The 19,044-nt window shown below is 67.1% G+C and carries 18 protein-coding genes and 1 tRNA gene; 12 read left to right on the top strand and 7 right to left on the bottom strand.

Annotated features, from left to right (window positions below; all coding sequences use genetic code 11):
• Positions 1–104 precede the first annotated feature (104 nt).
• From ACX938_RS15765 to ACX938_RS15775, 3 genes are all read right to left on the bottom strand, one after another.
• Positions 105–1,181 carry an AI-2E family transporter gene (locus tag ACX938_RS15765; protein WP_459431764.1) on the bottom strand — a complete coding sequence of 359 codons (1,077 nt, stop codon included), beginning with the start codon at positions 1,179–1,181 and terminating at the stop codon, positions 105–107.
• 73 nt (positions 1,182–1,254) lie between these two features.
• Complete coding sequence (locus ACX938_RS15770; RefSeq protein ID WP_459431765.1) at positions 1,255–1,596, bottom strand: hypothetical protein; 342 nt, start codon at positions 1,594–1,596, stop codon at positions 1,255–1,257.
• A 1-nt stretch (position 1,597) separates the two neighbouring features.
• On the bottom strand, positions 1,598–1,957 hold the full coding sequence (locus ACX938_RS15775; protein ID WP_232755419.1) for an ElaB/YgaM/YqjD family protein: 360 nt from the start codon (positions 1,955–1,957) through the stop codon (positions 1,598–1,600).
• Between the two features lie 571 nt (positions 1,958–2,528).
• Between ACX938_RS15775 and ACX938_RS15780 the strand changes: the two genes are divergently transcribed.
• From ACX938_RS15780 to ACX938_RS15815, 8 genes are all read left to right on the top strand, one after another.
• Positions 2,529–3,527, top strand: coding sequence for a type 2 periplasmic-binding domain-containing protein (locus ACX938_RS15780; RefSeq protein ID WP_459431766.1), 999 nt, complete (start codon positions 2,529–2,531; stop codon positions 3,525–3,527).
• A 26-nt stretch (positions 3,528–3,553) separates the two neighbouring features.
• A complete protein-coding gene (locus ACX938_RS15785; RefSeq protein ID WP_232755417.1) occupies positions 3,554–4,060 on the top strand; it encodes a TRAP transporter small permease in 507 nt (168 codons plus the stop codon).
• A 12-nt stretch (positions 4,061–4,072) separates the two neighbouring features.
• Positions 4,073–5,389, top strand: coding sequence for a TRAP transporter large permease (locus ACX938_RS15790; RefSeq protein ID WP_459431785.1), 1,317 nt, complete (start codon positions 4,073–4,075; stop codon positions 5,387–5,389).
• The gene (locus tag ACX938_RS15795) at positions 5,386–7,689 is read left to right on the top strand and encodes a xanthine dehydrogenase family protein molybdopterin-binding subunit (RefSeq protein WP_459431767.1); all 2,304 of its coding nucleotides are present in this window, start codon (positions 5,386–5,388) and stop codon (positions 7,687–7,689) included. The genes ACX938_RS15790 and ACX938_RS15795 overlap by 4 nt, the downstream gene beginning before the upstream one ends.
• On the top strand, positions 7,686–8,906 hold the full coding sequence (locus ACX938_RS15800) for an FAD-dependent oxidoreductase (RefSeq protein ID WP_459431768.1): 1,221 nt from the start codon (positions 7,686–7,688) through the stop codon (positions 8,904–8,906). The genes ACX938_RS15795 and ACX938_RS15800 overlap by 4 nt, the downstream gene beginning before the upstream one ends.
• On the top strand, positions 8,903–9,652 hold the full coding sequence (locus tag ACX938_RS15805) for a maleate cis-trans isomerase family protein (protein ID WP_459431769.1): 750 nt from the start codon (positions 8,903–8,905) through the stop codon (positions 9,650–9,652). The genes ACX938_RS15800 and ACX938_RS15805 overlap by 4 nt, the downstream gene beginning before the upstream one ends.
• Before the next feature lie 100 nt (positions 9,653–9,752).
• A tRNA-Cys gene (locus ACX938_RS15810) sits at positions 9,753–9,826 on the top strand.
• Positions 9,827–10,050: 224 nt separating this feature from the next.
• Complete coding sequence (locus ACX938_RS15815; protein ID WP_459431770.1) at positions 10,051–11,499, top strand: hypothetical protein; 1,449 nt, start codon at positions 10,051–10,053, stop codon at positions 11,497–11,499.
• Between the two features lie 342 nt (positions 11,500–11,841).
• On the opposite strand, the gene ACX938_RS15820 is transcribed toward ACX938_RS15815, so the two are convergent.
• The 4 genes from ACX938_RS15820 to ACX938_RS15835 all read right to left on the bottom strand — a co-directional run bounded on the left by ACX938_RS15820 (position 11,842) and on the right by ACX938_RS15835 (position 14,834).
• A complete protein-coding gene (locus ACX938_RS15820; protein WP_459431771.1) occupies positions 11,842–13,410 on the bottom strand; it encodes a GMC family oxidoreductase in 1,569 nt (522 codons plus the stop codon).
• A gap of 18 nt (positions 13,411–13,428) precedes the next feature.
• Entirely contained in the window at positions 13,429–13,953 is a 525-nt protein-coding gene (locus ACX938_RS15825) for a Twin-arginine translocation pathway signal (RefSeq protein WP_459431772.1), read from the bottom strand.
• Positions 13,954–14,034: 81 nt separating this feature from the next.
• Complete coding sequence (locus ACX938_RS15830; RefSeq protein ID WP_459431773.1) at positions 14,035–14,430, bottom strand: VOC family protein; 396 nt, start codon at positions 14,428–14,430, stop codon at positions 14,035–14,037.
• Between the two features lie 104 nt (positions 14,431–14,534).
• Positions 14,535–14,834: a ribbon-helix-helix domain-containing protein gene (locus ACX938_RS15835; protein ID WP_459431774.1), complete on the bottom strand. Its 300-nt coding sequence runs from the start codon at positions 14,832–14,834 to the stop codon at positions 14,535–14,537.
• A 231-nt stretch (positions 14,835–15,065) separates the two neighbouring features.
• Between ACX938_RS15835 and ACX938_RS15840 the strand changes: the two genes are divergently transcribed.
• From ACX938_RS15840 to rfbA, 4 genes are all read left to right on the top strand, one after another.
• Positions 15,066–16,160: a DUF1972 domain-containing protein gene (locus ACX938_RS15840; RefSeq protein ID WP_459431775.1), complete on the top strand. Its 1,095-nt coding sequence runs from the start codon at positions 15,066–15,068 to the stop codon at positions 16,158–16,160.
• A gap of 100 nt (positions 16,161–16,260) precedes the next feature.
• On the top strand, positions 16,261–17,301 hold the full coding sequence (gene rfbB, locus ACX938_RS15845; RefSeq protein ID WP_459431776.1) for a dTDP-glucose 4,6-dehydratase: 1,041 nt from the start codon (positions 16,261–16,263) through the stop codon (positions 17,299–17,301).
• On the top strand, positions 17,298–18,140 hold the full coding sequence (gene rfbD, locus ACX938_RS15850; RefSeq protein ID WP_459431777.1) for a dTDP-4-dehydrorhamnose reductase: 843 nt from the start codon (positions 17,298–17,300) through the stop codon (positions 18,138–18,140). Before rfbB ends, rfbD begins: the two co-directional genes overlap by 4 nt.
• Positions 18,137–19,009 carry a glucose-1-phosphate thymidylyltransferase RfbA gene (gene rfbA / locus ACX938_RS15855; protein ID WP_459431778.1) on the top strand — a complete coding sequence of 291 codons (873 nt, stop codon included), beginning with the start codon at positions 18,137–18,139 and terminating at the stop codon, positions 19,007–19,009. The genes rfbD and rfbA overlap by 4 nt, the downstream gene beginning before the upstream one ends.
• The last annotated feature ends 35 nt before the right edge of the window (positions 19,010–19,044 follow it).

Below are 19,044 nucleotides of genomic sequence, written 5' to 3' on the forward strand. Positions count from 1 at the left end.
TCAGTAAATCACCTCCGGTTCTGCCACAGCTTACCGGAGGCGGCAACAAACCGAACCGCCTAAATCGCCGCTCGGGGCGGATGCCGATCACTTCGTTGTCAGGATCACACGTCCCGGGGCTCGGGCGGGCGGCCGATGCCGCGGGTCTGGTTGTAGCGGGCGATGATCTTGTCGTCGGCCATGGCCAGCCCGCAGACCAGGACGGGAATCGCCACGATGCCGCCGATCGGCCCCCAGAACCACAGCCCGAAGACCAGCGAGAGGAAGACCACCAGCGGGTTGAGCTTCACGTGCCGCCCGACGAAGGCCGGGGTCACGAACTGCGCCTCGATCATGTTGAGCGTCAGGAAGGCGGCGGCGGGAGCGGCGACCATGATGCCCTCGAAGTTGACGAGCCCCGCGACCAGCAGGAGCACCACCATGAGCGCGGGCCCGAGGTAGAGGACGTAGTTCATGATCGCGACCGCAAAGCCCCAGACGTAAGGGAGCGGCATGCCGAGGGCGGTCATCACCGCGGTCGTGGCGAAGCCGAGGCCGAAGTTCACGATGGTGATGGCGATGAAATAGCGCGAGACGAGGTATTCCGCGACGCGGAAGCGGGTCTTGATCGTCTCGCCCTCGCCCGCCGCGCTGAGCCGCCCGGCCAGGAAGGAATAGACCGAGAGCCGGTTGACCAGGAAGAAGTAGAAGGTGCCGGCGAAGATCAGGAACTGGGTGAAGACCGCGGGTGCCGCGAAAAGCGCGTCGGTCAGGCTGGGGACCGCGGCCTCTTCCTCCTCGCCGCCGCCAGAGGCGCCGCCGGGGCCGCCGCCGAGGGCTTCCTTCACCTCCTCGTTGACGTTGCCGAGGCTCTGCAGCGTGTCGCGGAACAGGAAGACGATCTCTTCGATCTCGCGCCGGATCGCGGGCACGGCGTCGACGAAGCGCCAGAACACCGGCTCGAGCGAGACCACCGCCGTGGCCAGCGCGCCCAAGGTGAACAGAAGGATCAGCGCCGCGCCGAGGCCCTTGGGCAGGCCCATCCGGTCGAAGGCCTCCATCACCGGGGCGAAGATGATGCCGGTGATGATCGCCAGCGTCATCGGCGCCGCGATGTCCTGCGAGACATAAAGCACCCCGGCGACCAGGATGCTGGCCACGATCACCAGCGCGGTCGCCATGCCGTCCTTGCGTTGCCTCACGAAAGCCTCCAGCCCGGCAGCGGGGCCGGTCAGTCAGATGAACAGACGCCCCGGCCCGCCGTCCGGCGCGGGATTAACGGCGGCGCGAGCGGCGCCCGGCCTCGAGCCCCACCACGAAGCCCTCGATCAGCTGCGCGATGGGCAGCGCCGCGGCCGCCCCGCCGACAGGTGCCACGTAGCGCGGGCGGCGCGAGATGATCTTGCCGATGCCCAGGAAGATCAGCCCGAAGGCAAAGAGCCCGCCGCCGATGACCTGCGTGGCAAACAGCGTGTCGCGCAGCTCGGCCAGCACGATGAACAGTGCGACGCAAAGAAAGCCGGCGCCCGCCAGGATCAGCACCACGCCGACGATGGAAAAGGCGGCGCCGCGCAGCTTGCGCCGCGCGGCCAGTTCGAATTGCGGGATCAGCGCCATGTCACTTCCGGCTGGTCAGGAGGCCCGCGAAGAAGCCCGCCGCCACGGCGATGCCCAGCGCGGTGACCGGCTGGCGGCGCACCGCCTCGAGCGCCTGGTCCTGCGCCTCCTGGGCGCGGTCGCGGGCGTCCTCATACATACGCTCACCGTCCCGGCGGGCGGAGTCGTAGCGTTTGCGGGCCGCCTCGACGGTCTCGTCCTTCCGGCGTGCGCCGATGTCGCCCAGAAGTTCCGTGATCGAGGCCAGATCCGCCTTCAGCGAGTCGATCTGCGCCTTCAGCGCCTCGGTGTCGCTGCCGGTCGAGCGCGCGGCCTGGGACTCGACGTCCTTGATGTTCGCGTTGGACTGGCTTTGGGCCATTTTCGAGCGTCTCCTTCTGTGGGTCGCGGTGAAAACGCCGCGCCCCCGCCGGAGGTTCCCGGGGGTGGACGGGGTTTCGGGCGCCGATGCTGCGGAGCGGCACGGGCGGATCGGGCGCTGCGCGGCGGGATTGACGGGATGGCGCGAGGGTGCCGAGAGGGGTGATTTTGTATCCCAAATCAGAGGCGGCGATTGAGCGCCCAAATTTTCCGCATCTACGCTGGGGATTTTCGCGTGCCGAACGTGGCTCTGAAGAACGCGCCGCAAGTCACAGAAATAATGTGATTTATCGCAAGCCCGCCCTAACCCGTCACAAAAAATCCGCCACACCCGCCCGCGAAACAATCCTGCGCCCGCACGATCCCTGACCGAAAATCCTTGCGCGAATCGCAAACGCCCGGAAATTTAGTATACATTGAGACCGCGCAACTCGGCGCGGGCTCGCCCACATCCGGAGGCAGGAGTGCTGCGGTCAGGGCGAGGCTTGTCCGACCCGTCGGACCAGCCGCCGCCGCGCGCCCTCTCGGCCCTGACTTCGCTCCGTCACGCCAGCAGGAGGCAAGAACTCACTATGTCGTTTATCACTCGCATGAAGGCGGGGGCCGCCGCGCTTGTCGTCACCGCCGGGATCGCCAGCGCCGAAGAGGCGACCATCTCGGCGGTCTATTCGCTGCCCTCCACCAACGACCTGATGAAGAGCTACCTGGCCTTCGTGGAAGACGTGAACGCCAATGGCGAAGGTGTGCTGCAGATCGACCTGCGCGGCGGCACCGAGATCATCCCCCGCAACGAGCAGATGAACGCCGTCTCGCGCGGGATCATCGACATGTACATGGGCCCGGCGGGCTACTACCAGCGCCAGATCCCTGAGCTGACGCCGCTCGACGCGGCCTCGGTGCCCGCCGACAAGCTGCGCGCCGCGGGCCTGCACGAGGCCATCGACGCCGCCGCGCGCGAACGCGCGGGCGTGGCCTTCCTCGGCGCCATGGGCACCGGCTACGCCTTCCAGTTCTACACCACCGAGAAGCCCGAGATCGCCGAGGACGGCACCATCGCGCTGGCCGACATGAAGATCCGCGGCGGCTCGAGCTACGACCCGATGTATTCCGCGCTGGACATCGCCCGCGTCGATATTCCGGCCGGCGACATCTACACCGCGCTCGAGCGCGGCCTGGTCGAGGGCATCGGCTTCACCACCATCGGTGTCAGCTCGGGCGGCTGGCAGGAGTTCCTAAAGTACCGCATCTTCCCGACCTGGCGGCAGGGCAACACGATCCTGGCGATGAACGCGGCCAGCTTCGACGGGCTCACCGAGGCGCAGCGCGACTATCTCATGGAGATGGTGATGAAGCACGAGATGCTGGCCTATGAGGCGGCGCAGAACCTCGAGAAGGTGGACAGCGCGGCACTGGCCGAGGCCGGGGTCGAGGACATCGTGCTCGAGGGCGCCGGCGAGGCGCAGATCACCAATGCCTTCCAGGAGACCTTCTGGGAAAGCGTCTCCGAGACGCTCGGCGCAGAGCCCGCCGCGGAGTTCCGCAAGATCGTCGACGCGGCCAACGCCAGCTGACGGGCGCCAGCCCCCGGGAGACTTCCATGCAGACCTTCTGGTCCCTATTCGACCGGGTGCTGAACGCCTTGGCCCTGATCGCGGCGGCGATCCTTCCCTTCGTCTTCGCCGCGATCATCTACGACGTCACCACGCGCAGCCTGCGCATGTTCCAGATCAACTGGGCGGTGGCGATCACCGAATACGCGCTTCTGTATATCGCGGCGCTCGGCACGCCCTGGCTCCTGCGCGAGAAAGGCCATGTGTCGATGGAGGCCTTCCGCGCCATGCTGCCCGCGAGGGTCAACCGGGTGATCGAGGTCCTGGTGATCCTGCTTTGCGTGACCGCCTGCCTGGTGGTCGCCTGGGCCGCGGTGCCGGTGACGCTGCAGAACATCGGCGTGGTCGACATCCGCGCCAACTTCCTGACCCGCTGGCTGCTCTACGCCCCGATCGTGCTGTGCTTCGGCCTCTCGGCGGTGCAATTCGCCCGCTTCCTGATCACCCGAGAGTCGCTTTACCGCGGCATCGACCCCGACGCAGAGAGCCTCTGAGCCATGGTGATGATGGAATGGTGGGAAGCGGCCTTCGTCATGCTCGGCATGGTGATCGGCCTCATGGCGCTCTGCGTGCCGGTGGCCTTTGCCTTCCTGATCGCGAACCTGATCGGGGCCTATATCTTCATGGGCGGCTGGATCGGCATCGAGCAGCTCGCCGCCAATACCGGCGAGGCGGTCACCAGCTTCGTGCTGGTCACCGTGCCGATGTTCGTCTTGATGGGGAACCTCTTCTTCCACTCGGGCATCGCGCTGAAGATCATCGAGACGCTGGACAAGTCGCTGCGCAAGGCGCCGGGCCGGCTGAGCTACATCTCGGTGCTCTGCGGGACCATCTTCGCGGCGCTCTCGGGCTCGAACATGGCCAATACGGCGATGATGGGCAGCCTGCTCTTGCCGCAGATGGAAAAGCGCAACTACCGCCGGCACATGTCGATCGGGCCGATCATCGGCTCGGGCGGGCTGGCGCTGCTGATCCCGCCCTCGACGCTGGCGGTGCTTCTGGGCTCGATCGCGCAGATCAGCATCGCCGACCTGCTGCTGGCGGGCGTGCTGCCGGGCTTGGTGCTGGCGCTTCTCTACCTCGCGACGATCTGGCTGCAACTGCGCCGCGGCGGGCCCGAGATCGCCCCGGCCTATGACGTCGAGACGGTGAACACCCTCGAGAAGCTGCGCCTGGTCTGCGTCTACATCCTGCCGATGTCGCTGGTGGTCTTCTCGGTCGTGGGGCTGATCCTCCTGGGCATCACCACGCCCTCCGAGGCCGCGGCCTTCGGGGTGCTCTCGGTGCTTTTCCTCTCGGCCTGTTACGGGCGGCTCAACGTCGCGATGATCATGAAATCGCTCGACGGCACGCTGCGCGTCACGGTCATGGTGTTCTTCATCATCATCGCCTCCAAAACCTTCTCGCAGGTGCTGGCCTTCTCGGGGGCGACCTCGGGCCTGATCCGCTGGGCCACGGGCTTCGAGCTCGACGCGATCACCATGCTCCTGATCATGTTCGCGGTGCTCCTGGTGCTGGGGATGTTCGTCGACGCGATCTCGATGATGCTGCTGACCATCCCGATCTTCTTCCCCATCGCCCAGGCCATCGGCTTCGATCCGATCTGGTTTGGGCTGGTGATGCTGCTCGCCATCGAGATGAGCGGCACCACCCCGCCCTTCGGGCTCTTGCTCTTCGTCATGCAGGGGGTGGCGCCGCCGGGCACCAGCTATTGGACCATCGCCCGGGCGGCGGCGCCCTACCTGCTGTGCGACCTGATCCTCTTGATCCTGCTGATCGCGGTGCCCGCCCTGGCGCTCTGGCTGCCCGAGGTGCGGCTGTGAGCGGGCCGCGGCCCGCGGGCTGGCAGCGGATCGGCCGGGCCGAGACCCGGCCCGCCGACGACAGGCTGTTGCGCGGCGCGGGGCTTTACGCCGATGACGCCGCCGAGGAGGGCGCGCTCTGGCTGCATGTGCTGCGCAGCGACCATGCCGCCGGGCGGATCGCGGGGCTCGACCTCGCGGAGGCGCGCGCGGCACCGGGCGTGCGGCTGATCCTGACCGGCGAGGACATGGAGGAGCTCGCGCCCTTCGCGCTGCGCTACGTGCCGCCGGGCTGCGAGGTGGCGCCCACGCCTTTCTACCCGCTCGCCCGGGACGCGGTCCGCTGGGCCGGGGAGCCCATCGCGGCGGTCATCGCCGAAAGCGAGGCCGAGGCGCTCGACGCCGCGGAGCTGATCCTGCCCGAGATCGAGGATGCCCCGGCGGTGACCGAGCCCCGCGCCGCCGCCGACCCCGCGGCCCCGCGCGTCTGGGCCGACCGGCCCAACCTCGCCTTCACGCAGGAGCTGGGCGACCCCGGAGCCTGGCAGGCGGTCCTCGCCGAGGCGCATCACGTCGTCACCGCCCGGCTCGAGATCAGCCGCGTCGCGGCGGTGGCGCTCGAGCCCCGGAACGCGCTCGCCCGCCCCTTGCCTGACGGGCGGCTGGCGCTGCGGACCGGCACGCAGGCCCCGCACCGCGTGCGGGGCGAGCTGGCCCATGTGCTGGGCCTCGCGCCCGAGGACCTGCGCATCGAGGTCTCCGAGACCGGCGGCAGCTTCGGGATGCGCAACGGCGCCTACCCCGAGGATGCGCTGGTCCTTTTGGCCGCGCGGAAGACCGGCCGCCCGGTGCGCTGGCGCGCGACCCGCTCGGACAGTTTCCTGTCGGACACCCAGTCGCGCGAGATGTCGGTCGACGCCACGCTGGCGCTCGATGCCGAGGGGCATTTCCTCGGCCTCGGGGTCGACGGCTACGCCCCGGTCGGCGCCCAGCTCGGGCAGATGTCCATGCATCCCATGACCTCGAACCTGCCGGGGCTCGCTGGGGTCTACCGCACGCCGGTCCTGCACACGGTGATGCGCGGGGTCTTCGTGAACACGATGCATATGGCGCCTTATCGCGGCGCCGGGCGGCCCGAGGCGATCTATATCGTCGAGCGCATGGTCGACATCGCCGCGGCGCGGCTGGGCCTCGACCCCGCCGATCTGCGCCGCCGCAACATGATCGGCCCCGAGGAGATGCCCTATGCCACGCCGCTCGGCTATCTCTACGACAGCGGCGATTTCCCGGCGGCGCTGGATCTGGCGCTGAGGACCGGGGACCGTGCGGGCTTTGCCGCGCGGCGCGCGGGCTCCGAGGCGCGGGGGCGGCTGCGCGGCCTCGGCATCGCCGCGGCGATCGAACCGGCGGGCGGCGGGCCCAAGGGCGCGCAGCTACCCGAGTTCGCCCGGCTCGAGATCGGCGCCGAGAGCGGCGCGCGGCTCTCCATCGGCTCGGGCGACGCGGGCCAGGGCCATGCCACCGCCTACCGCCAGATCCTGCACGACCTTCTGGGCTGGTCCGGCGCCTTCGAGGTCACCGCCGGGAACACCGACGCGGTGCGGCTCGGCACCGGCACCTTCGGCTCGCGCACCATGTCCTCGGCGGGCCACGCCATGGCGAAGGCCGCGCGCGACATCCTGAGCGCCGCCCGCGCCGATGCGGCGGGCTTCCTCGAAGCCCCCGAGGAGCAGGTGCAGTTCCGCGACGGCAGCTTCCACGCCGAGGGCGGCAATAGGTTCGTCACCCTCGAGGAGCTCTGCCGCGCCACCGGACGCGCCTATGCCGCCGAGGCTTTCGAGGCGACCGAGGCGGGCACCTTTCCCAACGGCGTACACCTGGCCGAGGTCGAGATCGACCCCGAGACCGGCGCCGTCTCGGTGCTGTCCTACCGGGTCGCCGACGACCTGGGCACGGTGATCAACCCGCTCCTCGCCGCGGGCCAGATGCATGGCGGCATCGCCCAGGGGCTGGGCCAGGCGCTCTCGGAACAAATGGTCTTCGACCCCACTTCCGGCGCGCTTCTGAGCGGCTCCTTCATGGACTACGCCCTGCCCCGCGCAAACGACCTGCCCTTCCTCGCGCTCAACCCCTGTCCGACGCCCACCACCGCCAATGCGCTGGGGGCCAAGGGCGCGGGCGAAAGCGGCACGGTCGGCGCGCTGCCGGCGGTGATGAACGCGGTCAACAACGCCCTGGCCTCGGCCGGCGCGGGGCCCATCGACATGCCCGCCGCCCCGGCGCGGGTCTGGCAGGCCCTCAACCAAAAGGAGACGCCATGACATCCTGCGCCGTCATCGGGGCCGGCCCCGTGGGCACCAGCATGGCGCTGGCGCTGCTGCGCGAAGGCTTCGAGGTCACGCTCTACGAGCGCGAGGCGAGCCTGCCCGCCGATCCCCGCGCCGCGACGCTGCAACCGCCGACGCTGGAGATGCTCTCCGCGCTCGGCACCGGGGCGGAGATCATCGCGAAGGGGCTGAAGGCGCCGGTCTTCCAGTTCCGCGACCGCGCCTCGGACGAGATCCTCGCCGAATACGACTACGGGCGGCTCGAAGGCGCGACGCCCTACCCCTTTGCGGTGCAATGCGAGCAGTTCAAGGTCGCCGACACCAATGCCCGCGCCATCGAGGCGCTCCGACCCGGCACGCTGCGCCTCGCGACCGAGGTCACGGGCTTCACCCAGGACGACCAGGGCGTGACGCTCACCGCCCGGGGGCCAGAGGGGTCGCACGAGCAGCGCGTCGACTACCTGGTCGGCTGCGACGGCGGGCGCAGCGCCACCCGCAAAACCCTGGGCATCGCCTTCGAGGGCTTCACCTACGAGGAACGCTTTCTCGTGCTGACCACCCCGCGCGACTTCTTCGACCGGGGCTTCCGGGTGCGGAACTACGTGCTGGATCCGACCCAGTGGTGCGCGCTTTTCAAGGTGCCGCACGAGGGGCCGCCGGGGCTCTGGCGCATCGTCTTCCCCGCGCCCGCCGCCGACGCGGGGCTGGATCCGACCTCGGACGACTACGTCCGCGAGCAGATCCAGGGGCTCGACAGCACGCTCGACCTGCCCGACATCGCCCATCGCAACATCTACGCGGTCAACCAGCGCGTCGCCGCGGCCTTCCGCAAGGGCCGGGTCTTTCTGGCCGGGGACGCGGCGCATGTGAACAACCCCTTGGGCGGGCTGGGCATGAACTCGGGCATTCACGACGCGATCAACCTCGCGGAAAAGCTGGTCGGTGCCCGCGCCGCGCCGGGTGACGCCGAGGCGCTCTTCGAGGCCTACGACCGCGAGCGGCGCGGCATGGCCGACCGCTACGTGCAGGCCCAGACCATCCAGAACAAGAAACGCCTCGAGGCGCGCACACCCGAGGCCCGCCGCGCCGCCGCCGAGGAGCTGCGCGCCACCTGCGCCGACCCCGAGCGCCACCGCGCCTGGGTGATGAACGCCTCGCTGATCGCCGGCCTCGCCGCGCTGTCCGACACAGAAAGGAGCCCTGCCCGATGACCTCCGGAACCGACGCCCTGGGATACCGCCAGAAGATCGGCGTGGTGGTGCCCTCCACCAACACCATCGTGCAGCCCGAGACCGACGCCCTGCGGCTGCCCGGCGTGACCTATCACCTTGGCCGCATCCCGATCAGCAACAAGCCGATCTCTTCGGACAATTTCCTCGATCACGTCGCCGCCATGCGCGCGGGGATCGAGACCGCGGCCGCGCAGGTGATGACCGCCGGGGTCGACCGGCTGATCATGGGCGTGGCGCTCGAGGCCTTCTGGGGCGGGCTCGAGGGCTCGCGCGACCTCTCCGCCAAGCTCGAGGCGCACGCCGGCGTGCCGGTGGTCCTGGGCTCCGAGGCGGTGGCCGCCGGGCTCCGGGCCTTCGGCGCGACAAAGATCGCCGTGCTGACCCCGCATATGCCCAAGGGCGACGCGCAGGTCCGCACCTGGCTCGAGGAGGCAGGCTTCGAGGTGCTGGGCCTGACCGGGCTCGAATGCGCGAGCCCGCGGGCCATCGCCGAGGTGCCCGAGGCGCGGATACGGAGCGCCCTGCGCGCCCTCGACGCCCCCGAGGTCGAGGCGCTGGTGCAGGTCGGCACCAATCTCGCCGGTGCCGCGGTCGCCGCCGAAGCCGAACGCTGGCTCGAGAAACCGGTGATCTCGATCAACACGGTCAGCGCCTGGCACGCCCTCCGCGGCGCCGGCATCACCGACCAGCTGCGCGGCCGCGGACGGATCTTCGAGGAGCACTAAGGGGCCTTTTGGGCCCGCGCCGCCGGGCCGCAATTAACCGCGCAGAGGCCCCTTGCGGGCGGCCGAGGAAGCCGTTAAGCCCTCTCCAGCACGAAGCGACGGCGAGTTGGCGGAGTGGTTACGCAGCGGATTGCAAATCCGTGTACACCGGTTCGATTCCGGTACTCGCCTCCATTTACTTTCAGTGACTTAGCTGGAAAATTGGGCCTAAAAGGCTTGGCTAGGCAAAAAGTCAATATGTTCGTGATTCCCTCAAACCGCCTAACCTGTTGAATTTATGTGCTTTTACTACGCGCGGGCGTACAAAACACTCAGAAGATTCAACAATAGCTTGTAAACACAAGAGTAAGCCACCACTCTGAATTCAATAGTTTATTGATTGTTTTTGGAGTTGACCAATGGGATTTGGACAGAGCTTTTCTAGTGTTTTCGGGGTTGCTGCGAAAGACATGCGTCGGTTGGGTGTCCTTGACCCCACATTGGACGTCGATGCTCGGCTGTTCATAGATCCGTTTCTTCTACCTCATAGCCAACACACCGAATTCAAAGACTGTGCGTTCGCAAAATACGAAGAACACTTCACGCAAATCTACAAATTGATTATTTTGTCGCAACAGGAAGGGGACAAAGCTTGGAAGGCCGCGCTTCGCAAATTTCAATTTTCTGAATCCAAAGGAATGAGTGGAACCTGTCTTGGGTATAGCAAGGCTTCAACTCACGGGCACGCGTTCGGCCCCCAAAAAGCTGCCCAATCTCTAAGATGGGCCAAACAAGTAATTGACCTTGGCGTTAAAGATCCCGAGATGTTCTCGTCGCTTTCACTTTTTGAAGACGGCATTGGCGCAGACTTAATTAGCGATATGATAGCCGCAATCACAGTCGAGTGTATTATTGCTTTCAACCATCGGATCCTGAACGAACTCAACAAAACCGTTCGGATAACAACCGAAGAATTCACGCTCCAAGGTCACAAAGCAATGCTGCCTCGGAACCCCTTTTCAAATCACGGTGATCCAATCATCCTGCTTGCTGACGATATTCTGAAGCACCTCCCAATAATGGATGATCCAAAACAAATTCCTCAGGTTATCGAAGGCAACGAAAACCTGCGCGACCGCGTCAATGAACACATCGGCGAAGTTTTCGCTACCAAGTCAAAGAAGGACAAAGAGCGTATTAAAGATCGAGCCATGCAGAATGCGGCAGCGTTTCAATCTTTCCTGGATATGCTCAAGCTCCTAGAACAATCAAAATATAACGTACATGAAGACCCGGAAGGGCTATTGGTTTGGCGAGACGTAGCAGAATCAACAACTGCGATTAACAAATTACAACTGACCGTAGACGACTCACTTCCGCGTCTTGATCGGATCAACAAAGTGGTTGAAAGCATACTTGCTCAATTCACCCGGCTTGTCGAGAAGAACCGCCTTAACCGGGTCTTTCATTTCAGCGGAAAACCTCGAAAGGAAGCATTTGCGCAACTTCTGTTTTACGCAATCTCTAGTTCGTACTGCGACGCAGCAGATATTGGTATGACAGCAGAAGCTGATGCCGGCGTCGGGCCTGTTGATTTCAAGTTCAATGACGGCGCAGACAACGTATTGGTTGAGATAAAACTATCAACAAACTCAGCAACCGTCACCGGATATGAAGCGCAGCTAGGAGCCTACGGTGAGGCTGAACGTGCAGGCTATGGACACTATGTTGTGATCGACGTTGGAAAACTCGGGAAAAAATGGAAGCGGCTAACCGAACTTCGTGCGAGCAATGCTGAATTCGCCAAGCGCAACTTCATACACCTCGTAGATGGCACATTGAAGCCTTCGGCGAGCAACAGGAAGTAGTGTTTCTGCATCTAAACATTCACGTTTTGCCTGCCGATTCCCGAGGACAAATACACGCAAAAATTTAAACAAACCAATCACATCCTTCTTTTTTACAAGAACGTGTACACCGGGCCGGTTCCGGCACTCGCCTCCGCCTTTCCCCGAAAAATTTTTGACTTCATCGCCTATGCTGGGTGCGCGACGCGCCGAGTGGTAGCTTCGGGCGCACGCTGATCGTAAGTGTCTGCAAAACCAGCATCGGCTCGGCGTCACTCCACCCCGCGCAGCAAAACCTGCCCCCCCAAAAAAAACGGCGCGGAGAGCCCCCCTCCGCGCCGCAAAGCGAACCTCCTCGGGTGCTCAGAGGTTCTGCGCCGACATCTCCCGGGCGATGTGGTCGGCCTGGCGGATCGCCAGCGCCACGATGGTCAGCGTCGGGTTCTCGGCCGCACCAGTGGTGAACTGCGAGCCGTCGGAGACAAAGAGGTTCTCGATGTCGTGGCTCTGCCCCCAGCGGTTGACCACCCCGTCCTCGGGCCGCTCGGACATCCGGTTGGTGCCGAGGTTGTGGGTCGAGGGATAGGGCGGCGTCGGGAAGGTGCGGGTCGCGCCCACCGCGTCGTAGACCTTGGCGCCCTGGGCATAGGCGTGGTTGCGCATCGCGACGTCGTTGGGGTGATCGTCGAAATGCACGTTGGCGACCTTGAGCCCGTATTGGTCTTCGGCCTCCGAGAGGGTCACGCCATTGCCTTCCTGCGGCATGTCCTCGCCGACGATCCACATGCCGGCCATGTTCTCGTAGGCGTCGAGCGCGGTGGTGAACTCGCGCCCCCAGCCGCCGGGATCGAGGAAGGCCGCCATGAAGGGCAGCCCCAGCGACAGCGTCTCGAGCTCGTAGCCGCCGACGAAGCCGCGCGAGGGATCGTGCCGCGCCTCGTCCTGGATGATCCCGGCCATGGTGGTGCCGCGCCACATCCGCACCGGCTCCTCGAAGACGCCGTAGACCGAGCCGGTCATGTGCCGCATGTAGTTGCGCCCGACCTGCCCGGAGGAATTGCCCAGCCCCTCGGGGAACATCGAGGAGGCCGAGTTCAAGAGAAGCCGTGGGCTCTCGAAGGAGTTGCCGGCGACGCAGACCACCCGGGCGCGCTGCATCTGCAGATTGCCCTCGGCGTCGAAATATTCGACCCCCGTCACCTTGCCGCTGTCGTCGTGCAGGATGCGCGCCACATGGGCCTTCTCGCGCACCTCGAGGTTGCCCGTCGCCTCGCCGCGCGGGATGTCGGTATAGGCCGCCGACCACTTGGCGCCCCATTTGCAGCCCTGGAAGCAGAAGCCGGTCTGCTGGCAGGCCATGCGCCCGTCGTATTCCTGGCTGTTGATCGCCATCCGGCCGGTGTGGACCTCCTTGTAGCCGAGCTTCTTCGCCCCGGCCTGGAAGACCTTGTAGTTGTTGCAGCCCGGCAGACCCTCGAGCCCGTTGGTCCGCGTCACCCCAAGCTTCTTCTCGGCGAGGTCGTACCAGGGCGCCATCTCACTGCCGTCGATCGGCCAGTCGAGCAGGTTCGCGCCCTCGACCGCGCCGTAGTTCGTCAGCGCCTTCCACTCGTGCTCCTGGAAGCGGATCGAGGCGCCGGCCCAATGGGTCGTCGTGCCGCCCACCGCCTTCACGATCCAGGCGGGCAGGTTCGGGAAGTCGTCCGAGACCCGCCAGCTGCCCGAGGTGGTGCGGGTGTCGAGCCAGGCGAGCTGGCCGAAACTGTCCCATTCGTCGTTGATGTAATCCTCGGGCAGGTAACGCCCGCCGGCCTCGAGGGCGACGACGCTCACGCCCTTCTGGGCCAGTTCGTTGGCCAGGACGCCGCCGCCGGCGCCGGTGCCGATGATCACGACGACACTGTCGTCGCTCATGTCAAAAGGTGCAGCCATGGTTGTTCTCCCCCTGCCTCAGATCCACTCGATGTCGTCGAAGCCGCGGTACATGTAACCGCCCTTGGAATAGGACTCGCCCTCGTAGCCGAAGATCGGCCAGACCGCCTTCTGGTTATAAAGCCCGGTCACCAGCCCGCCGCGGATGCGCTGGAAGAAAGCCGTGTCCTCCATGGCGCGCAGCACGTCGACGCGGTCGCGCTCCCAGCCGATGGCCAGGTAGCCCGCATGTCCCCGCGCCTGCGCCGCCTCGTCGAGCGCCAGGATCCCGGCCTCGGTGAACTCGGCCTCCTCGGGGACGTCGTAGCCCTTGACCGCGGCGGCGTAATATTCGTCGCCGACCTTGTCGTGGGGATAGATGTCGCGCGCCATCTGAATGAGCGTCGCCATGGTTTCCGGCTTGAGCGCGTTCATCTCGGTCGCCCAGGCGGCAGTGCGGCCGGCGACGAAGCCCGAGCCGACGACCAGCCCCGCCCCCGCCGCGACGCCGCGCGACAGAAGCTGACGGCGTGTCATCTTCCGGATGTGAATGGTCTCGGTCATGAGTTCTCCTCCCTCTGATGGACCGAATGGAAGGCGTGGGCCGCGGCCTCAGGCACGCGCGCCCCACGCCGCTGTCTCAGCTCACGTGAAGCGGCCCGAGCGTTCGAGCACCTCGATCTGGTAGCCGTCGGGATCGGCCACGAAGAAGAACCGCCCCACCAGCGTGCCGCCGGGCGCGAATTCCACCAGTTTCCGGGGGTTGAGGCCCTGGGCCTCGAAGCGGGCGTGTTCGGCGTCGAGATCGGCGACCGAGACCGCCAGGTGCCCGTAGCCGTCGCCCAGGTCATAAGGCGCGGTGCGCCCCTTGTTCACCGTCAGCTCGACCTCGAAATCGCTCTCGGCGTTCTTGAGGTAGACCAGGGTGAAATCCTCGAAGTCGAGCCTGTCGGCGACCTCGAGACCGAAGGCGGTGTTGTAGAATGCGATCGACCGCGCCTCGTCGAGAACGCGGATCATGCTGTGAATGGCTTTGGCCATGCCTGCTCCCCGTGGTGATCGTGTCGGGAAGAGGATCGGCCGGATCCACGGGCGGCGGGTAGTAAACCCTTACTACAGGGCCGAGGGGCGGCCCGGACGGGGGGTCATTCCGCCGCGATGGTCGTATCGCCCGGCCCCTCGGCGGCGGTCTGGCCCACGAAGATCAGCGCCGTGGTGCGCAGGAGCGACGAGAAGTTCTCGGGCTCGCCCCGGGTCTCGAGCACCTCGGCATGCAGCTGCGACAGGAAGTGCGGCGTGGAGACGCCGTCGCGCTCGGCGATGCGGTCGAGGATGTCCCAGAAGGCGTTCTCGAGCCGGATGCTGGTGCTTTGCCCGTTGAGCCGCAGCCGCCGGGTCGCGGATTTGTAGCGCTGCGGGTCCTGGCCCGCGAATACCTGGCACATGACGGTCCTCCCTGTCGTATTCTTGTTTATGCATGTCACCGCTGGGTGGTTCATCCTAATACGGATCGCGTCTCCGGGGAGCGCGACGCTCTACGACTTTGGTCGCGCGCGAGGATCATCTGTGCGTGAGGTGGGGGGCGCCCGTGGGTCCGGTTCCAGCGCCGTTAACCAAACCCACATCCCTAAGCGCGAGGATGGGGCCCTCTGACCCATCTCCCGAAGGGCCCCGCCATGCGCGCCGCCAGCTACGCCATCGTCGGCACCGTCGGCATTCCCGCCTGTTACGGCGGCTTCGAGACGCTGGCCGAGGCCTTAGCGCGGCACCATGCGGCGCGGCGCGGCAATGCGGCGCTCGCGGTCTATTGCTCGGCGCGGCAGATGCCTCGGCGCGCGGAGTGCGAAGGCGCCCGGCTCCGCTACCTGCCGCTGCGGGCCAATGGCGCGCAATCGCTGCTTTACGACGCGCTGGCGCTTCTCGACGCGGCACGGCGCGGCGACGACGCGGTGCTGCTGCTGGGGGTTTCGGGCGCCTGGGCCCTGCCCTTGGTGCGGCGGCTTTGCGATGCGCGCATCGTCACCAATGTCGACGGCTGCGAATGGCGGCGGGCGAAATGGGGGCCGTTCGCGCGCATCGTCCTGCGGCTTTCCGAGGCGGCGGCGGTGCGCTGGTCGGATGCGCTCGTGGCCGACAACCCGGCGGTGGCCGAGGGACTTCTGGCGCGCTATGGGCGCGCGCCGCATGTGCTGGCCTATGGCGGCGACCAGGCGCTGACCCATCCGGCCGAGCCGCTGCCCGGGGTGAGCCTGCCCGAGGATTACGCGCTGGCGATCTGCCGGGCCGAGCCCGAGAACAACCTTGCCCTGATCCTCGAGACCTGGCCCGGGGCCAGCGATCTGCCCCTGGTGGTCGTCTCGAACTGGCAGGACACGACCGATGGCCGCATGCTCCTGGCGCGGTATCGGGATCACCCCCGCCTGCACCTTCTGCCCGCGACCTATGCGCCGGGCCCGCTGCGCTGGATCCGCGAGGGCGCGCGGGCCTATCTGCACGGCCATTCCGCCGGGGGCACCAATCCCTCGCTGGTCGAGATGATGTTCTTCGGGGTGCCGGTCCTGGCCTGCGACACGCCCTCGAACCGGCAGACCACGGCGGGGCGGGCCTTCTACTTCGAGGACGGCGCGAGCCTCGCCGCCCAGGCCCCGCGCCTTCAAAGCCCCGAGGCCGCGGATCAAGGCCGGGCGCTCGCTTCGCTGGCGCGGGCCCGCTACCGCTGGGCCGAGATCGCCGAGGGCTATTTCGACCTGCTCGCCCCGCGCAGCGATTAGGCCACAACCGCGCCGCGCGCGCCCCGCGCTCAATGGTCTTGCGCGCATATTCCCGCTAACGCTGAAGCGCGGGAGCGCGCGACAGAAGGAGGCGGACGGCATGAAGATTCTCGTCACCGGCGGCGCGGGGTTCATCGGCTCGGCGGTGGTGCGGCTGGCCATCGCCCGCGGGCATGAGGTCGTGAACCTCGACGCGCTGACCTATGCGGCCTGCCTCGCCAATGTCGCCGAGGTTGCGGACAGCCCGCGCTATGCCTTCGAGAAGGCCGACATCCGCGACCGCGCGACGCTCGACCGGGTCTTCGCGGCGCATGCGCCCGATGCCGTCATGCACCTGGCCGCCGAAAGCCATGTCGACCGTTCCATCGACGGGCCCGCGGCCTTCATGGAAACCAATGTCACCGGCACCTTCCACCTGCTCGAGGCCACCCGCGACCACTGGGTTTCCCGCGGCCGGCCGCAGAACTTCCGCTTCCACCACGTCTCCACCGACGAGGTCTTCGGCTCGCTCGGCCCCAGCGGGCATTTCACCGAGGACACCGCCTACGACCCGCGCTCGCCCTATTCCGCCTCCAAGGCCGCCTCGGACCACCTGGTGCGCGCCTGGGGCGAGACCTACGGGCTGCCGGTGGTGCTCTCGAACTGCTCGAACAACTACGGGCCCTATCACTTCCCCGAAAAGCTGATCCCGGTGGTGATCCTGAACGCCCTGCATGGCGCGCCGATCCCGGTCTATGGCGCGGGCGCCAATGTGCGCGACTGGCTTTATGTCGAGGATCACGCCGAGGCGCTTCTGACCGTGCTGACCCGCGGCGCGCAGGGGCGCAGCTATGCCATCGGCGGCAACAACGAGCGCAGCAACATCGAGCTGGTGCGCGAGATCTGCGCGCTGCTCGATGCCCGCCGCCCGGGGGGCGCGCCGCATGCCGATCTGATCACCTTCGTGGCCGACCGCCCCGGCCACGACCTGCGCTATGCGATCGACGCCAGCCGCATCCGCGAGGAGCTGGGCTGGCAGCCCTCGGTCACGCTGTCGGAAGGGCTGACCCGGACCGTCGACTGGTATCTCGCGCATGAGGACTGGTGGCGCCCGCTTCTGACCCGCGGGGGCGTGGGCGAACGACTGGGGACGCGGGCATGAGCCTTCTGGTGTTCGGAGAGACCGGCCAGGTCGCCACGGCGCTCGCCCGGCATCCCGGCGTGGTCACGCGCGGACGGGCGGCCTGCGACGTGACCGACGCAAGCGCGCTGGAGGCGACGCTCGACGCCCTGGCCCCGCGCGCGGTGATCAACGCCGCCGCATACACCGCGGTCGACCGCGCCGAGGAGGAGCCCGAAGCCGCCTTCGCCCTCAACGCCGAGGCGCCGGGCCGGATCGCGGCGCTCTGTGCCGCGCGGGGCCTCCCGCTGGTGCATATCTCCACCGATTACGTCTTCGACGGCAGCGGCAGCGCGCCTTTCGCCCCCGGCGATCCGACCGGGCCGCTGAACGTCTACGGCCAAAGCAAGCTCGCCGGGGAAGAGGCGCTGCGGGCCACCGGCGCGGTGCATGTGATCCTGCGCACCTCCTGGGTCTTCTCGGAGACCGGCGGCAACTTCGTGAAGACCATGCTCCGGCTCGGGGCCGAGCGCGCGGCGCTGAACATCGTCGCGGACCAGGTCGGCGGGCCGACCCCGGCGGCGGCCATCGCGGAGGCCTGCGTGACCATCGCCGAGACGCTGATCGCTTCGCCGGAGACCTCCGGCACCTACCATTTCTCGGGCGCCCCGGACGTGAGCTGGGCCGATTTCGCCCGCGCCATCTTCACCGAGGCCGGGCTCGACTGCAGCGTCAGCGACATCCCGACCAGCGCCTATCCGACCCCGGCGCGGCGGCCCGCCAATTCGCGGCTCGACACCAGCGCGACCGAGGCGGCCTTCGGCCTCTCCCGGCCCGATTGGCGCCACCATCTGCGCCTTATCCTGAAGGAGATGACATGACCCAGCGCAAGGGCATCATCCTCGCCGGCGGCAGCGGCACGCGGCTCTACCCGATCACCATGGGGGTCTCGAAGCAGCTCCTGCCGGTCTACGACAAGCCGATGATCTACTACCCGCTCTCGGTGCTGATGCTGGCGGGCATCCGCGAGATCTGCGTGATCACCACGCCGCAGGACCAGGACCAGTTCCGCCGGACGCTGGGTGACGGCGCGCAATGGGGGCTCTCCCTGAGCTATGTCGAACAGCCCGCGCCCGAGGGGCTGGCCCAGGCTTACCTGCTGGCCGAGGAATTCCTCGACGGCGCGCCCTCGGCCATGGTCCTTGGCGACAACGTGTTCTTCGGCCACGGGCTGCCGGAGCTCCTGGCCGAGGCGGACGGGCGGACCACGGGCGGCACGGTCTTCGGCTACCAGGTCTCGGACCCCGAACGTTACGGCGTGGTCGCCTATGACGCTCAGGGCCGGGTGACCGAGATCGTCGAGAAACCCGAGGTCGCGCCCTCGCGCTACGCGGTGACGGGGCTTTATTTCCTTGACGGCACGGCGCCCGAGCGGGCCCGGGCGGTCACCCCCTCGGCCCGCGGCGAGCTGGAGATCACCACGCTTCTCGAGAGCTACCTGCACGAAGGCCAGCTCGAGGTGCGGCGCATGGGGCGGGGCTATGCCTGGCTCGACACCGGCACCCATGGCTCGCTTCTCGACGCGGGCAACTTCGTCCGCACGCTGGTCGAGCGGCAGGGGCTGCAGATCGGCAACCCCGACGAGATCGCCTATATGGCCGGCTGGGTGGACGCCGCGCAGGTCGCGGCGCGGGCGGAGTCCTTCGGGAAGAACGACTACGGGCGGTATCTGAAGCGGCTGATTGATTGAGCGGGCGGCGCCGGTGAGGCGGCGCGACCTTCCCT

The organism is Roseivivax sp. (assembly GCF_054552075.1).